Origin of the sequence: Pseudarthrobacter phenanthrenivorans, from assembly GCF_036455295.1 — a bacterium.
GTDB classification, from domain to species: domain Bacteria; phylum Actinomycetota; class Actinomycetes; order Actinomycetales; family Micrococcaceae; genus Arthrobacter; species Arthrobacter phenanthrenivorans_C.
The window spans coordinates 39,379-54,605 of sequence record NZ_JAYXNX010000006.1 but is presented as its reverse complement, the minus strand read 5'-3'; the positions used below and the strand labels follow the sequence as shown (position 1 = coordinate 54,605).

16 protein-coding genes are annotated in these 15,227 nt (G+C 64.8%); 10 read left to right on the top strand and 6 right to left on the bottom strand.

Annotated features, from left to right (window positions below; translation table 11 throughout):
- Positions 1-56: 56 nt before the first annotated feature.
- Complete coding sequence (locus VXJ37_RS09630; protein ID WP_331322816.1) at positions 57-1,175, bottom strand: substrate-binding domain-containing protein; 1,119 nt, start codon at positions 1,173-1,175, stop codon at positions 57-59.
- 114 nt (positions 1,176-1,289) lie between these two features.
- Here VXJ37_RS09630 and VXJ37_RS09625 point away from each other — a divergent pair, with 114 nt between their 5' ends.
- The 5 genes from VXJ37_RS09625 to VXJ37_RS09605 all read left to right on the top strand — a co-directional run bounded on the left by VXJ37_RS09625 (position 1,290) and on the right by VXJ37_RS09605 (position 4,946).
- Positions 1,290-2,342, top strand: coding sequence for a LacI family DNA-binding transcriptional regulator (locus VXJ37_RS09625; RefSeq protein WP_331322815.1), 1,053 nt, complete (start codon positions 1,290-1,292; stop codon positions 2,340-2,342).
- Between the two features lie 190 nt (positions 2,343-2,532).
- Complete coding sequence (locus VXJ37_RS09620) at positions 2,533-3,267, top strand: GAF and ANTAR domain-containing protein (RefSeq protein ID WP_331322814.1); 735 nt, start codon at positions 2,533-2,535, stop codon at positions 3,265-3,267.
- A 92-nt stretch (positions 3,268-3,359) separates the two neighbouring features.
- Positions 3,360-3,692 (top strand): ArsR/SmtB family transcription factor, encoded by a 333-nt coding sequence (locus VXJ37_RS09615; protein ID WP_331322813.1) that lies wholly within the window; start codon positions 3,360-3,362, stop codon positions 3,690-3,692.
- A 12-nt stretch (positions 3,693-3,704) separates the two neighbouring features.
- On the top strand, positions 3,705-4,202 hold the full coding sequence (locus VXJ37_RS09610) for an SRPBCC family protein (protein WP_331322812.1): 498 nt from the start codon (positions 3,705-3,707) through the stop codon (positions 4,200-4,202).
- Between the two features lie 150 nt (positions 4,203-4,352).
- Positions 4,353-4,946 (top strand): J-domain-containing protein, encoded by a 594-nt coding sequence (locus VXJ37_RS09605; RefSeq protein ID WP_331322811.1) that lies wholly within the window; start codon positions 4,353-4,355, stop codon positions 4,944-4,946.
- A 43-nt stretch (positions 4,947-4,989) separates the two neighbouring features.
- Here VXJ37_RS09605 and VXJ37_RS09600 read toward each other — a convergent pair whose 3' ends face one another.
- Positions 4,990-7,161: a transglycosylase domain-containing protein gene (locus VXJ37_RS09600; protein WP_331322810.1), complete on the bottom strand. Its 2,172-nt coding sequence runs from the start codon at positions 7,159-7,161 to the stop codon at positions 4,990-4,992.
- A gap of 178 nt (positions 7,162-7,339) precedes the next feature.
- Between VXJ37_RS09600 and VXJ37_RS09595 the strand changes: the two genes are divergently transcribed.
- Positions 7,340-7,966, top strand: a complete 627-nt coding sequence (locus VXJ37_RS09595) for a PadR family transcriptional regulator (RefSeq protein WP_331322809.1) — start codon at positions 7,340-7,342, stop codon at positions 7,964-7,966.
- Positions 7,967-8,038: 72 nt separating this feature from the next.
- On the opposite strand, the gene VXJ37_RS09590 is transcribed toward VXJ37_RS09595, so the two are convergent.
- The 3 genes from VXJ37_RS09590 to VXJ37_RS09580 form a co-directional block, all read right to left on the bottom strand.
- Positions 8,039-9,373 carry an ammonium transporter gene (locus VXJ37_RS09590; RefSeq protein ID WP_331322808.1) on the bottom strand — a complete coding sequence of 445 codons (1,335 nt, stop codon included), beginning with the start codon at positions 9,371-9,373 and terminating at the stop codon, positions 8,039-8,041.
- A 324-nt stretch (positions 9,374-9,697) separates the two neighbouring features.
- Positions 9,698-10,492 (bottom strand): carbon-nitrogen hydrolase family protein, encoded by a 795-nt coding sequence (locus VXJ37_RS09585; protein WP_331322807.1) that lies wholly within the window; start codon positions 10,490-10,492, stop codon positions 9,698-9,700.
- Between the two features lie 82 nt (positions 10,493-10,574).
- Positions 10,575-10,811 carry a DUF2630 family protein gene (locus VXJ37_RS09580; protein WP_331322806.1) on the bottom strand — a complete coding sequence of 79 codons (237 nt, stop codon included), beginning with the start codon at positions 10,809-10,811 and terminating at the stop codon, positions 10,575-10,577.
- An 84-nt stretch (positions 10,812-10,895) separates the two neighbouring features.
- Between VXJ37_RS09580 and VXJ37_RS09575 the strand changes: the two genes are divergently transcribed.
- Complete coding sequence (locus VXJ37_RS09575; RefSeq protein ID WP_331322805.1) at positions 10,896-11,294, top strand: hypothetical protein; 399 nt, start codon at positions 10,896-10,898, stop codon at positions 11,292-11,294.
- Between the two features lie 12 nt (positions 11,295-11,306).
- Here the strand turns inward: VXJ37_RS09575 and VXJ37_RS09570 are convergent, their stop codons facing one another.
- Positions 11,307-11,666 (bottom strand): YnfA family protein, encoded by a 360-nt coding sequence (locus tag VXJ37_RS09570; RefSeq protein ID WP_307304114.1) that lies wholly within the window; start codon positions 11,664-11,666, stop codon positions 11,307-11,309.
- 54 nt (positions 11,667-11,720) lie between these two features.
- Between VXJ37_RS09570 and VXJ37_RS09565 the strand changes: the two genes are divergently transcribed.
- The 3 genes from VXJ37_RS09565 to VXJ37_RS09555 all read left to right on the top strand — a co-directional run bounded on the left by VXJ37_RS09565 (position 11,721) and on the right by VXJ37_RS09555 (position 15,182).
- Positions 11,721-12,746 (top strand): LLM class flavin-dependent oxidoreductase, encoded by a 1,026-nt coding sequence (locus tag VXJ37_RS09565; protein WP_331322804.1) that lies wholly within the window; start codon positions 11,721-11,723, stop codon positions 12,744-12,746.
- Positions 12,747-12,889: 143 nt separating this feature from the next.
- Positions 12,890-13,987 carry a ferredoxin reductase gene (locus tag VXJ37_RS09560; RefSeq protein WP_331322803.1) on the top strand — a complete coding sequence of 366 codons (1,098 nt, stop codon included), beginning with the start codon at positions 12,890-12,892 and terminating at the stop codon, positions 13,985-13,987.
- Between the two features lie 13 nt (positions 13,988-14,000).
- The gene (locus tag VXJ37_RS09555) at positions 14,001-15,182 is read left to right on the top strand and encodes a fatty acid desaturase family protein (RefSeq protein WP_331322802.1); all 1,182 of its coding nucleotides are present in this window, start codon (positions 14,001-14,003) and stop codon (positions 15,180-15,182) included.
- Positions 15,183-15,227 lie beyond the last annotated feature (45 nt).

Sequence of the window (15,227 nt, the reverse complement as noted above, 5' to 3'; positions counted from 1 at the left end):
TGGTTTCGGGCAGGGCCGGGGCGGCTCAGAAGGCGCCCCGGCCGTGTCGGATCGGATTACTTGGTGCCCCAGCAGATGCTCGAGGCTGAATCGGTAGTGATGCTGTCGAGCCCGCTGGCGGCCTTGTCAGTAACCAGCTTCGAGCCGGTGTTGTAGAAGTCGAGGCCGCTGCTGACCTCGGGCTTGGCGCCCCCGCGCGCGATCTTGGCGATTGCCTCCATGCCCAGCTGTGCCATCTTCGACGGGTACTGCTGCGCGGTCGCGCCGATGATCCCTTGCTTGACATACCCAACTCCGGCGCACCCGCCGTCGACGCTGACGATGGTGACGTCCTTGTCCCTCCCGGCGGCCTTGAGGGCTTGGTAGGCGCCGTAGGCCGCGGGCTCATTGATCGTGTAGACGACGTTGATGTTCGGGTTCTTCGACAGAAGCGTCTCCATCGCGTTGCGTCCACCGTCCTCGGCGCCCTGGGTCGCCTGGTGCCCGACGATCTCGTAGTCCCCGCCCTGGCCTCCGGTGTAATGGCCGGAAGCGGCCTCGCCGGCGTTCTTGGTCTTATCGCCGAAGTCGATGCCCATACCGTTGAGGAAGCCGTGGTCCCGGTTCACATCGACCGAGACGATCTGGTCGTTGAACAGGTCGAGCATCGCGACGACGGCTTTCTTCCCGCCGAGGGTGGCCGCCGTCCACTTCCCTATCGACTGTCCGGCAGCGTAGTTGTCCGTGGCGAAGGTGATGTCCACAGTGTTGGCGGGGTCCGGCGGGGTATCGAGGGCGATCACGTAAAGACCGGCCTTGCGGGCCTTGGTGATCTCGTTGTTCACGGCTGGGCCGTTCGGGGTGATCAGGATGCCCTTGTCGCCGCGGGAGATGGCATTCTCGATGGCCTGGATCTGCGAATCGGTGTCGCCGTCCTTCTTGCCGGCGGCAAGGGTGAGCTTGATGTTCGACTTCTGGGCATCGGCCTGCGCGGCGTCCTCCATGGCGACGAAGAACGGGTTGGTCGTGGTTTTAACGATCAGGCTTACCCCAACGGTCTCGTCCTGCGCGGCGGTCGCACCCGAGCTGGCTCCCGCAGATGAGCCGCAGGCGCTCAGACCCAATACTGCGGCGGCCGCGACGGCGGTCACGATGAAGGCCCGGTTACGTCCGGTGCCGGGGATGAAGTGCGTCATTGCATGTCCTTTCAAAGGGGGTGGCCTAAGCCGTTGACAACGATGTCATCGCTTATTTGTAGACTCGACCCCAAGGTTTGGCAAGATAGTGTTGGCGAGAGAAAGTGGGCTGTTATGACATCGTTATCTTCCGGTTCGGCCGATGCCGAGGTGCGCCGCGCGACGATCCGCGATGTCGCCCGTCTCGCTGGCGTGGGCACCAAGACCGTCTCCCGAGTGGCCAACGATGAGCCCAACGTGGCCGCGCCGACCGCTGAGCGCGTAAGGCAGGCAATGGCGCAGCTGCGCTGGGAGCCTGACCTGGGTGCGCGGAATTTGCGGAGGTCAGACGGGCGCACCCATACGATCGGGCTGCTCGTGGGCAGCGTGACCAACCCGTTCGCGGCCGAAATAAGCCGGGCGATCGGAGACGTCGCCGCGCGCCGTGGCTCCGCCGTCTTCACCTCGAGCCTCGACGAGGATCCGGACCGCGAGTTCGCATCGGTTGCCGCACTGATGAGACGCCGTGTCGACGGCATCGTGATCATGCCGATCGCCCCCAGCCAGGCCTACCTGCAGTCGGAGATCGACCGGGGGCTCGCAGTGGTCTGCGTGGACCGGGAACCGAGCGGGATCGCGGTCGACGCAGTGCGCTCCGACAGTCGGACCGCAGCCACAATCGCGGCCCGGCACTTGATAAAGCGCGGCCACCGCCGTATCGCCCTCCTGCTCGACCGTGAAGACCTGTGGACCGCCCAGCAGCGCCGGCTGGGGTTCCTCGATGCGATCCGCGGGGCGGGCCTCGAAGCCGCCGACTGCCCGATCCTGCCCGGACTGCGCGATTCGGAGTCCAGCAGCCTGGCCGTCGCCCGGCTCATGAAATCCGACGCCCCGCCCACTGCCCTCTTCGCCGGCAAGAACCTCATCACCTTCGGCGCGGTCCGGGCGCTGCAGCGCCTCGGACTGCAGCACCGCATCGCGCTCGTCGGCTTCGACGACTTCGAGTTCGCCGACCTCCTCGACCCGGGCGTGACTGTCATTGCCCAACGCCCCAGCCAAATCGGCCGGTTGGCCGCGGACCAGCTGTTCTCGCGGATCGAACGGCCTGGACCCAGGCCCTCCGAAGTGATCGACGTGCCCACGGACCTCATCGAACGCGGCTCCGGAGAGATCACGGCCTTCAGCTAGGGCCCATGCTACTGACTGCGCAACCGGCTCGGCCTCCTTAAAAGCAGCCGCAGGCGGTGGCCTGGTTCCCTTCCGGTTGACACACCACGTCCGCCGTATCTGGTGTGGTCACCGTTTCGGGCTCTCGAAAAATTCATCTCCCGCCCCGCGACGCTGACTCGGACGGCCGGTGGTACGTATAGTGAACCCCATGCTGAATCCTGCCAACAATGAGACCGTCCAGCACCTCCAGGAGGTTCTGGTGGGCGCTGAGGATGCCGTCCAGTTCCTGTCGGGTCTCTCGGGGCTTGCGGCAGCAGCAGTTTCTGAATGCGCGGGGGATGACATCGAATGCGCGGTAACGTTGAAACTCCGGCGCCGACCCGCTACTGCAGCCGGCAGCAGTGCCAGGGCCGTGGAACTGGACCTTGTTGAGCAGGCCCTGGGTGACGGCCCCTGCATCCGGTCCCTTCGTGAGATGACCCCTGTGATGATCGACGATGTCTCCACGGATCCACGGTGGACCACGTACAACCGGAAACTGATGGAAAGCAACGTCCACAGTACGTTGGGCGTGCCGCTGGAAATCACGTCGGAAGCCAGCGCCGCTTTGAACTTTTTCGCCACCAGGCCCCACGCGTTCACGGCAGACGTCTACGACAAAGCGGTGGGGTTCGCTGCCGCCGCCCACAACACGCTTCACCTCTCCGTGCGTATCAACACTGCGCAAAACCGCGCCGATGACCTGGAAGCCGCCCTCGAAAGCAGGACCGCGATCAACCTTGCCTGCGGCGTGATCATGGCGCAGAACCGGTGCTCCCAGGAAGAGGCCATGGAAATCCTCACCAAGGTGTCCAGCAACCGCAACCGGAAGCTGCGGGACGTGGCCAAGGAGCTGATCGAGCAGTTGTCAGGCACACCCGTCCAGACGCACTTCGACTCGTAGCCCCGGGCGGCAACGACGGCGGCGCCGGACCTGCGAATGTCCCGGCTGTTCCCCCTTGACACAGACCCAGCCGCGGAATAACGTGCAACCAAATGGTTGTAGAAAAGCTTAGCGAGGCCCAACTGGACCGCCTTTTCCAGGCCTTCGCCGACTCCACGCGGCGGGACATCGTCCGCCGGGTCACTGTAGGTGAGTACTCCGTCTCAGGTCTTGCAGCCCTTTACGCCATGAGTTTCGCCGCCGTCCAAAAGCACGTGGCGGTGTTGGAGCGCGCATCCCTGGTCACCAAGGAAAAGCGCGGAAGGGAGCAGATTGTGCGCGGCAACCACGAAGGACTGCAGACAGCCCGCCGCCTGCTCGATGAATACGAACACATCTGGCGGCAGCGCGCCGCCCGGATGGCCCACATTCTCGCTGAAGATTAGGAAGGCATTGCCATGGCAGTCATCAGTACGGAGAAGAATCCGGAAGCGCTGACCCTCACGCTCATTGCTGAATTCGACGCCGGGGTGGACCGCGTCTGGCAACTCTTCGAAGACCCGCGGCAGCTGGAGCGCTGGTGGGGCCCGCCCACCTGGCCCGCCACCTTCTACAAGCACGACTTCGTCCCGGGCGGCCGCGCCGGCTATTACATGACCGGCCCCGACGGGGAGAAGGCGCATGGCTGGTGGGAATTTACCTCCCTGGAGCCCCCGCGGGAGCTGCAGTTCAATGACGGCTTCGCGGACAGCGATGGCAACCCCACCGGGGAACTCGGCGTCAGCCACGCCACCGTCACCCTCGAGCCCGTAGGCGGGCGGACCCGGATGACGATCCTGTCCACCTTCGAGTCGGAGGAGCAACTGGAACAGATGATGCAGATGGGCATGGAGGAAGGCCTTAAGGAAGCGGTCGGCCAGATCGACGGCATCCTCGCCGGGCACGCCAACGCCTGACGGCGCAACATCCACTAACCTTTGCCACGGCGCCAGGGGGCGGACGACGGCGGGACGTCCCGCCGTCGTCCCCCACCTTGGGCGTTGAACGCGCCGGGGCGCCGCTGAATACTGGAAGGTGGGTTCAAGCGAGGAAAGGCGGTGGTGGATATGGGTACCGGCGCTGGGGATTTCCGAAAGCGTCTCGAACGGGCGGCGGAGCGGCGGTCATACCGCGGTGCCGGCATCAGCGCTGAGGAGGAAGCGGCGCTGGACGCCCTGGACGCGCAGGAGCGGGAGAAGCGCCGGAAGGTCAGCGACGCCGCCCGTGCCGAATACCTGGTCCGGGATGCCATGGCCCAGGGCAAGTTCGACAACCTCAAATACGCCGGCAAACCGATTCCAGGCCTCGGTGAGAGCTACGATCCGGACTGGTGGGTCAAGGGGCTGATCCAGCGGGAGAACATCAGCGGGCTCGGGCCTGCCGCCATCCTGCTCCGTGGCGAGGACGCCGAACTCGACGCAAAGCTGGACGCGCAGTACACGGAACAGCAGGTTCGCGACATCCTGCAGGACTTCAACCGACGCGTTATCGATGCCCGGCGGCAGCTTCAGGGCGGGCCGCCTGTCATCACCAAAACCCGTGACGTGGAAGAGGAAGTGGAACGTTGGCGCACCCGGAGGGCTGGCCGCGTCGAGGAGGTTCCTCCTGAACCGGAGCCCCGGCGCACCTGGTGGAAGCGGCTGTGGAGGGGTGCCGGCTAAGTTCCGGCGCGGGCCAGGCGTGCGCGGGGCACAGACGCAGGGACTATGGCCTGTAATTGGGGTTTGGACCAATCATCGAAGCGGGAGGTGGCGCGAACGGGGACGCGGGATAAAGCGGTGCCACCTTCAGCATGTAGTTGGCCCACTGCGGGCCCGCAATCATGTATCCGTCCAGGCTCGGGTAGAAGGTGCCGTTGATGGTCACGTTCTGTCCGGCCCGTTTTTGGCCTTCCAGCGCGTCTCCAAAGAAGGAAGCGGTGACCAGGCCGGTGGTGTATCCCACCACCCAGGTGGAACCGTTGTTATTGGAGGTACCGGTCTTGGCTGCGGTGGGAAGCTTGTCCTGCACCTTTGGATTGATCCAGACGCCCGAGCCCTTCTTCAGGACGTCCTGCAGCACCGAGTTGACGCCACGGGCCACATCCGGTTTGACGGCGTCGTGGCAGTCGGAAGCCTGGGCCGGCAGCTTGGCCCCGGCTGCATCCGTAATGCTCACCAACGCGATGGGAGCGCAGTAGCGGCCTTCGGTGGCGAAGGTGGCAAAGGCATTGGCCAGGGTGAGGGGAGCGACGCCCGTGCCGCCCAGCAGGTTGCCAAGCTGGTGCATGTTGACCGGGCTGCTGTCCAGGCCGCTGTGCAGGCCAACAGCGTCCACCATCTTTTGGATGCCACAGAAGTCCAGTTGTGAGGCGGACGCGAAAGTGGCGGTGTTGATCGAGTTGTACAGGCCGTAGTTGACGGGCATGGGCCGATAGAAGCCGTCCTCCGCATTCTGCAGGTCGTCGGCGGCACCAAGGGCAGGGTTAGCCTGCGCGGTGCTGTAGGCGCCCAGTACCTTTCCGCAGCTGTCCTTCCAGGGGAACCCCAACGGGTAGACCCGGCGGGAGGCGTCCACTTCAGCGGTGAGGGTCTTGCCCTCGTTCAGCCATTCCGCGAATGTGAAGGGCTTCATGGTGGACCCCGGCTGGAACCCGCCCGCGCCGTTCAGGTCATTGCCTTGGGCGTCTTTCGCATCCACGTTGAAGTTCAGGTTGGTATCGAACTTTCCCGGTTGCGGAAGGAACGCCGTGTTCTGGGCCATCGCCAGGATCTTGCCGCTGCCTGGCTGGATGCTTAGCAAGGAGGCCGCCCACCGGTCCGGGTTTGCGCCTGCGGTCCCGTCCACCTGGGCCTGGGCAGCGGCCTGCAGCCGGCTGTCCAGGGTGGTGGCGATGGTCAGGCCCCCACGGTACAGCAGCCGCTCCCGATCCGTTTCCGTAGGCCCGTAAGCGGGGTTGTTCAGGATCAGGTGCGAGATGTAGTCACAGAAGTAGGGTGCCATGGACGCGTAGGCGCAGCCCTGCTGCTGGGGCGTGATCTTCAGCTGGATGGGGGTGGCAACAGCCTGATCGTGCTGGGCCTGAGTGATCTTTCCCAGGCGCAGCATCTCCGACAGGACCAGGTTGCGCCGCCCGATGGACTTGTCAGGATTCGTGACCGGGTTGTACAGGGTGGGGCTGTTGACCACACCTGCCAGCAGGGCCGCCTGCGGAAGGGTAAGGTCTTTCGCGCTGATGCTGAAGAAGTAGCGGGCAGCGGATTCAATCCCATAGGCGTTGTTGCTGAAGAACACAATGTTGAGATAGCCCTCGAGGATCTGGTCCTTGGTGTACTTCTTCTCCAAGGTGATGGCCAGCTTCATCTCGCGGATCTTGTCGCCAATGTTCTTCTGCCCGTTCAGGACCACCGCATCCGGCCGGTCCTGCGAGAGTTGGGCCTCGTTCAGGACATTCGTGACGTACTGCTGGGTGATGGTGGATGCGCCCTGCTCGCCGCCCTTGGTCAGATTGGACACCAGTGCCCGCAGTATCCCTTGCGGGTCCACGCCGGCGTGTTCATAGAACCTGCTGTCCTCGATGGCAACGATGGCGTCCTTGATAAACGGCGACATCTGGTCCAGCGGCACTTTTATGCGGTTCTCCGCGTAAAAGGTGGCAATTTGCTGTCCGTCGGAGGTGAGTACCTTCGTCGCCTGCGACGGCGGCTGGACCGTCAGGTCCCCCGGCAGGCTCTCAAAGAAACCAATGGACGAACTCACGCCCATCCCCGCGGCCGCTACGGCCGGAACCACCAGGCTGGCGGCCAGGACCCCGCACATCACACTGGCCGCCAGGAACCCCAGGATCCTGCCCAGGGCCGCGCTGAAGCCATGCCTGCGCTTCCGCTTCTTCGCCATCCCTCAGCCCTCGTCCTCGAAGGTGCGATCAGAATACGCTCCTGCCGAGGGGGTAGCCAGATGTGGAAAGGTCAGGATTTGGTCACGGGAAGGCGTAGACAAGCGATAGTTAACGACATATCGTTAACTATCGCTGAAGAAGCGTCGACTAGGTGACGAATGAAAGGACGATGCCACCATGAAAGGCATGTTTGAAGACAAGAGCCAGGGCCCGGAATTCGGCAAGGGCCGCTTTGAACGGGGCAGGGGCCATAGGGGCCCGCACGGACACAGGGGCCCCGGTTTCGGCCCAGGGTTCGGGCCCGGGTTCGGGCCCGGGTTTGGTCCGGGGTTCGGTCCCGGGTTTGGTCCCGGCTTCGGCAGGGGTGGCCGGCGTGCTGGCCGGGGGGATGTCCGCGCCGCCATCCTCTCCCTCCTGGCGGAGGCGCCATCCAATGGTTACGGACTAATCAAGACCATTGCAGCTAAGACCGGCGGAATGTGGCGTCCCAGTCCCGGGTCCATTTACCCCACCCTGCAGCAGTTGGTGGACGAGGGGCTGATTGAGGCGCTCAGTGAAGGCCGGGGGACGGAGTTCGCCCTGACGGACGCCGGCAAAGCCTACGTGGCGGAACACGGCGAGGAGATGGAGAACGCCTGGAATGCTGAACCGGACAGTGCCGACAGGGACTTCCACCAGAGCATAGTCAAGCTGATGGGCGCCATCCATCAGTTCCGTGCGGGTGTTACGGAGGAGCAGCGTGCCGCTGCCATGGAGAAAATGGACGAAACGCGCCGCGCGCTCTACAAGATCCTCGCGGACTAGTGTCTGCGTGGACACCGGTTGGACGGGCCTTGCTGTCCGGCGCCGTCCAACCGGAACCTAAAGGGCCGTGACTTACGCGAAGGAGTCTTCCTTGGCGTGCTGTTCGGCACGGACCGCAGCGGCGGGGACGGGGGCTGCAGCGTGGTGGGTCAGCATGTGGCCCAGGGTGCTGAAACCGGACCCCATCTCGCCGAACGCGTAGGCTGTTTCGGCGTGCTCGGACAGGTCCACACCTGCGGTTTCCGCCTCGCGGCTGACACGGAACCCCACGGTCTTGTGGATGATTCCGGCAATGACAGCCGTGCCGAGGCCGGACAGCAGCAGGGTGATGACGACGGCGGCTGCCTGGGCGATGAGCTGCTGGACGCCGCCGCCGTAGAAGAGGCCGCCGCCCTGGCCGTTGACAGGAAGGGCGATCAGGCCCAGCGACAGGGTGCCGATAAGGCCGGCGCCCAGGTGGACGCCCACTACGTCAAGAGAGTCGTCGAGACCAAAGCGGTACTTGAGGTCGACGAAGATGCAGCATGCGGCGCCAGCCACCAGGCCCAGGCCGACGGCGGCCAGGGGGCTGATGTTTGCGCACGACGGGGTGATGGCCACCAGGCCGGCGACGACGCCGGAGGCAGCTCCGAGGGACGTGGGGTGGCCGTGGCGGATCTTCTCGGTGATCAGCCAGGTCAGCATGGCTCCGGCAGGGGCAACCAGGGTGTTGATCCAGATCAGTCCGGCCTGCTCCACGCTTGTTGCGGCACCGCCGTTGAACCCGAACCAGCCGAACCAGAGGATCGCCGCGCCGAGCATGATGAACGGGATGTTGTGGGGGCGGTGGTTTGGGTCCTTGGCAAAGCCATGACGCTGCCCGACGATGACCGCGAGTACCAGCGCCGCGGTGCCTGAGCTGATTTCCACCACTGCGCCACCGGCGAAATCGATGACCTGTCCGAACATTGCCGTGACGGCGCCGCCGGCGCTCATAAGGCCGCCACCCCAGATCATGAAAGCCAGGGGGCAGTAAATAACGGTGATCCAGACGGGAACGAAGAGGGCCCAGGCGCTGAATTTGGCGCGGTCGGCAATGGCTCCGCTGATCAGGGCGACCGTGATGATGGCGAAGGTGGCGCTGTAACCGGCCTTGAGAAGATCCGGGGAGCCGATCAGGTTCTGCAGGCCGAAGCTGGTGAAGGGATTGCCGAAGAGTCCCATGATGCCGTTGCCGGTTGTCATCGAGTAGCCCCAGAGGACCCAGACGACGCCGACGATCCCTGCTGAGATGAAGCTCATCATGATCATGTTGAGCGCAGCTTTGGCGCGGGTCATACCGCCGTAAAAGAGACCGAGCCCGGGGGTCATCAGCAATACCATGGCGGCCGAAATCATCAGCCAGACGTGTTGGGCAGTGATTTCCACCGGTGGGTCCCTTCGCAACGTGAACTAGGTGCGGGACCGCTAAGGCCCCTTGGCATTTCCCCCGGGTTCCATTTTTGGCGCCATGTGTTTCAGCCAGTGCCGCTTAAAGTTGCGCGCACGTTACACAAATCGCTCCTGCGTGAAGATCACGTATCGCGTATGTTTCAGGAATGTAAACGCCGCTTTCCCTCCCGCCCTGTCCAGGGCACGCCACCCCCTTGGGTTCCCAAGGAAAACAAGGCTCCGCAGCAGGCCCAAGGTGAGATCCGCCGTCGTGCGCCTTTTTGCCTTCTGTTTCAACGCCGTGAACGGCGCCTCACCGGTTTAAAACCGGCGGGCGTTGGCCAGCACCGGCAGCTTGGCCCGCACGTCATCCACGGCCGAGGGATCAATGTCGACGACGGCGAGCTCGGGCTTGCCGCCAAGCGCTACCACCGTCTTCCCCAGGGGTGTGACAACGGCGCTGTGGCCGATGCCGGTAGGTGCTGTTCCCGCAGGACCTGCACCCGTGGTCTCGGGATCGCCCTGCCCGCAGGCGACCACGAACGTGGTGCTGTCCAGCGCCCGGGCGCGGACCAGCAGATCCCACTGCTCGGCTTTGCCTTCGCCGGCTCCCCACGACGCACACACGATGTTCACCTGCGCGCCGGCATTGGCGTTCGCCGTGAACAGTGCCGGAAAACGCACGTCGTAGCAGGTGGCCAGGCCGAACACGGTGCCGTCAAGCTCGAACGTCACCGGTGCTTCCCCCGCGTCGACCGTCCTGGATTCGGTAAAGCCGAAGGCGTCAAAAAGGTGGACCTTGTCGTAAGAAGTGTCCACGCCGGGGCCGGTGACCAGCAGCGTGTTGCGGACGCGGCCGTCTTTCCCGGGGGTGAACATGCCCGCCACGATGGTGATCTCCAGCTCCCTGGCAATCCTGCGGACCTCGCCGGCCCAGGGCCCATCAAGTGGCTCGGCAATGTCCTTGAGCGGGTGGCCGAAGGCGCGCATCGTCGCCTCGGGGAACACCACCAGCTGCGCCCCGGCATTCTTGGCCTGGGCTGCGTAGTCCCACACCAGTTCGAGGTTGGCGGCGGTGTCGGCGCTGCTGATGATCTGGGCTACTGCGATGCGCATGGAAGAACTCAATCTGTTTGGAGAATAGAAACAGATGCCCGGGTCAAGCTGACCCGGGCACCAGGGGGCAGTCAGGCGGAGCCTACTGCCGGTAGCCCTCAACCTCGCTGATGGGGCGGGCTTCGGCGTCGTTCGGGTTTTCGCCTGAATCTTTCTTCGCCCGGCGTTGGCGCAACAGGTCCCAGCACTGGTCCAGGCTTTCCTCAACGTACTTGAGCCGTGCCTGGTCCGGCGCCTCCCCGTGGCCCGAGCCCTCGCGCAGCGAGTGCTCCTCTTCAACAAGGGCCTGGATGTGCGTCAAAATATCCTGGTCATTCATGGCTTCCCCTTACTCCGGTCCGGTCTCCTTCAGCGTACGTAGTAGGTGCTGAAGCCACCAGTCCCGGGCTGTACCATCAACTTCATGCCCACTGCGCTCGATATGGCAGGTCCCATCCTGGAAGTGCTCACGTGGTTATGCCTGCCTGCGGGGCTCGGGCTGCTGTTCTACACCGGGTTCCTCCGCCGCTTCGTGCACCCCTGGGATGTGGCTGAGGCCGTGGTGTACTCCGATTCCACCGGGGTGGGGTTCCGCTGGTTCGACCGGAAGCACCAGGTCCACAACGCTCCCATGTCCCCTTATGACATCAGAGACATGGCCGTAGGGGACACACTGCCCGTCTACTACCACCCCAAGCGCCCAACGCAATGGCAGACCACCGTCCCGGAGGAAGCCGGCAGGACGGCCTCGGTCCTGGGCCGTTGCCTGACCGCGATCGGGGCGGTGGCGCTGCTGGGAGGCTTCGTCCTGCCGATGTTCTAGGAGGACGGCCGGCTAACTGCCACTTCGGGGCGCGAACATGATCACGGCGACGCCCAGCAGGCAGACCAGGGACCCCGCGATATCCCACCTGTCCGGCCGGAAACCGTCAAAAACCACGCCCCACGCCAAGGAACCGGCCACAAACACCCCGCCGTACGCGGCGAGGATCCGGCCGAAATGGGCGTCGGGCTGGAAGGTGGCGACGAACCCGTAGGCCCCAAGGGCAACCACGCCGAGTCCTGCCCACCACCACTCCTTCCCTTCACGGACGGCCTGCCACACAAGCCACGCGCCACCGATTTCGGCTGCAGCGGCCAGCACGAACAGCACAATGGTCTTGAAAACACTGACCGTTTCACCCGGAATACCCACGCAGCCATCATGCCAGCCGGGAATGCAGCCGGTTGCCGGACGGTTGGGGGAGGTATGGAGCGCATCGGATTTCTTTCCTTCGGCCACTGGGGACCCGGCCAGGGTTCCCGCACCAGGACAGCGGCCGATGCCCTGCTCCAGGGGATCGAACTTGCGGTAGCGGCTGAAGAGCTGGGCGTGGACGGTGCGTTCTTCCGCGTCCACCATTTCGCCCGCCAGCAGGCATCCCCGTTCCCCCTCCTCTCCGCCATTGCCGCCCGGACCAGCCGCATCGAAATCGGCACGGGCGTGATCGACATGCGCTACGAAAACCCGCTGTATATGGCCGAGGAAGCTGCGGCGGCGGACCTCATCAGCGGCGGCAGGCTGCAGCTTGGCATCAGCCGCGGCTCACCGGAACCTGCCCGCGAAGGCGCGTCAGCATTTGGCTACAGCCCGCAACCCGGGGAAACGGATGCGGACATGGCGCGGCGCCATACCGCCGCCTTCCGCCAAGCCATCACTGGAGCCGGCGTTGCCCAGGCAGACCCCCGGTACGCCGGCGGCGCCACCGGACTCCTGCCCGTCCAGCCCCAGTCCCCGGGACTGGCGGAACGGATCTGGTGGGGCGCCGGAACCAGGAAGACGGCAGTCTGGGCGGCAGAACTGGGCATGAACCTCATGAGTTCCACCCTGCTCACGGAGGACACCGGCGTTCCGTTCCACGAGCTCCAGGCTGAACAGATCCAGCTGTTCAGGGAAGCCTGGGCGGCGGCAGGACACGCACATGTCCCGCGCGTTTCGGTCAGCCGGAGCGTCCTGCCCATCGTGGACGAAGAAGACAACTACTACTTTGCCGGGAGCGCCCTGCGGGACGGCCGCGACCAGGTGGGCGTCATCGACGGGCTCACCGCCAGGTTCGGCAAGAGCTACGTGGGCGCACCGGACCTCCTGGCGGAGCAGCTTGCAGCCGATACCGCTGTGCAGGCGGCCGACACCCTGCTGTTGACCGTTCCCAACCAGCTGGGCGTGGACTTCAACGCCAAGCTCCTGGGCAATATCGTGCAGTTCGTGGCCCCGGCCCTGGGATGGAGCCGATAGGACCCTGGGAACCTTTTGCGATACCGAACCGTTACTCTTAAAGTGCGGTGTGGGGGCTTCGCGCCCCAACTACACTGTGACTGCTGAACGGTCATATGACGGAGAGAGAGAAATATGGCTCGCGCCGCCCTAGGCTTTGACGCATGATCCGGCTACGACAGCTGGCCCAAGCGGCTTCGGTACTCACCACCCCCCTATCGCCAGAGGACGTCCTCTCGCTTTTCAACCCTGTCTACTCTGCACGGCAACTGCGCGGTGTGGTCACACGGGTAGTCCAGGAGACTGCCCAGTCCGCCACTATCTTCTTCCGGCCCGGCCGCGGCTGGAAAGCGCACCTGGCCGGGCAATGGGCGCGGATCGGCGTCGAACTCGACGGCGTCCGCCACTGGCGCTCCTACTCGCTCAGCGCCCCCGCCGGCAAGGACCCTGCCATTACAGTGACCGACGTCGGCGCCGTCTCCGGCACCCTGGTGCGCACCACCAAGCCCGGCGACGTCCTGTTCCTGGCCCCGCCGCAGGGTGACTTCGTGCTCCCAGAGCACCCCCGCCCCCTCCTGATGATCACCGCGGGCAGCGGCATCACTCCGGTGATGTCCATGATCCGCACGCTTGTTCCGCGGCGTCCTGATGCCGACGTCGTGCTGGTGCATTCCGCGCGCACGGCCGCCGACAGCCTGTTCAGGGAGGAACTGGCGGAACTCGCTGACCAGTTCCCGAATTTCCGGCTGGCGCACTGGTACACCGGCGAACAGGGCCGGATGGACTTCTCCAGCACCAAGGAGCTGGACGAGATCTGCCCGGACTGGAAGGACCGTGCGGCCTACGCCTGCGGCCCGGACAGCTTCCTGGACGACGCTGAAGCCTTGTGGAAGCGGGCCGCGCTGACCACCCGTGCCCCCGGCACGGATGTGGCGGTGGCCGGAGATGCCGGCAACCTGATGATCGAACGCTTCAACACCACGTTCAACGCCGGAGTAGGGCACGACGGCGGACTCGTCACCTTCGAAGCCTCCGACCGGGAGGTGGAAGCCGACGGCGACACCCCCATCCTGGACATCGGCGAGGACGCCGGGGTGCTGATGCCCAGCGGCTGCCGCATGGGCATCTGCCACAGCTGCCTTACGCCATTGCTCGCAGGGCAGGTCCGCGACCTCCGCACCGGGGAAATCCATGGCGAACCCGGCCAACTGATCCAAACGTGTGTTTCGGCAGCCGCCGGACCCGTCAACCTCGAACTCTGAGGAGCAGTACCGTATGTCTGTCATCTCACCCACCAAATCCAGCGCCGCAGGTGCCAACGCCGGCTCCTCACGCACTCGTCCCGGCAAGCTGGCCGAATCGGGCAGCCCGACCGTCAGGCCGCCGGCAGCCGCGCACCTTTCCGATGAACAGGTGGCGGAACTGGGCCGTGAACTCGACGCCATCCGGGATGAGATCCTGGCCAAGCGGGGTGCGGAGGACGCCGCCTACATCCGCCGCATGATCAAGATCCAGCGCGGCCTGGAACTCTCCGGCCGGGCCGCCCTGCTGGTGGGCAAGAACAAGGCCGCCTGGGTTACGGGTACCTCCCTGCTGAGCCTGGCCAAGATCCTGGAAAACATGGAACTGGGCCACAACATCCTGCACGGACAATGGGACTGGATGCGCGACCCGGACATCCACTCCACCACCTGGGAATGGGACTTCGTCACGCCGTCGCGGTCCTGGCAGCACACGCACAACGACCTCCACCACCGCTGGACCAACGTCGTGGGCAAGGACAACGACGTCGGATACAACCTCCTGCGCATGGACGAGCAGCAGCCGTGGAAGCCCATCAACCTGGCCAACCCGCTGTTCAATGCCATCCTGGCGCCGGTCTTCGAGTGGGGCATTGCCATCTACGACCTCGAACTGACCGAGTACAAGGAAGGCACCAAGTCCAAGGAAGCCCTGCTCAAGGACCTCAAGGCCCTGGGCAAGAAGGTCATCACCCAGTTCACCAAGGACTACGCCGCCACCCCTGCCCTGGCCATGCTGACAGGTTCTGCCAAGCAGGCCCTGTTCGGCACCATCGCCGCCAACGCCATCCGCAACGTCTGGGCCCACGCGGTGATCTTCTGCGGCCACTTCCCGGAAGGCACGGACACCTTCACGGAGGAGATGGTTGACGGGGAGACCCGCGGTGACTGGTACGTGCGCCAGATGATCGGGTCGGCCAATATCTCCGGCTCCAGGTTCATGCACCTCATGACCGGAAACCTCTCACACCAGATCGAGCACCACCTCTTCCCGGACCTGCCCTCCAACCGGTATGCAGAGGTGGCGCCCAGGGTGCGCGAGATCTGCCAGCGCTACGGCCTGAAGTACACCACCGGTCCGCTGCTGAAGCAGGTGGGTTCGTCCTGGGCCAAGGTCTTCAAGTTGGCGCTGCCCGGAAAAACTGCCCGGGCCTAGCCCGGAAGCCTGAACCGCGCAGGCTACCTCCATGGCGGGAAGTGG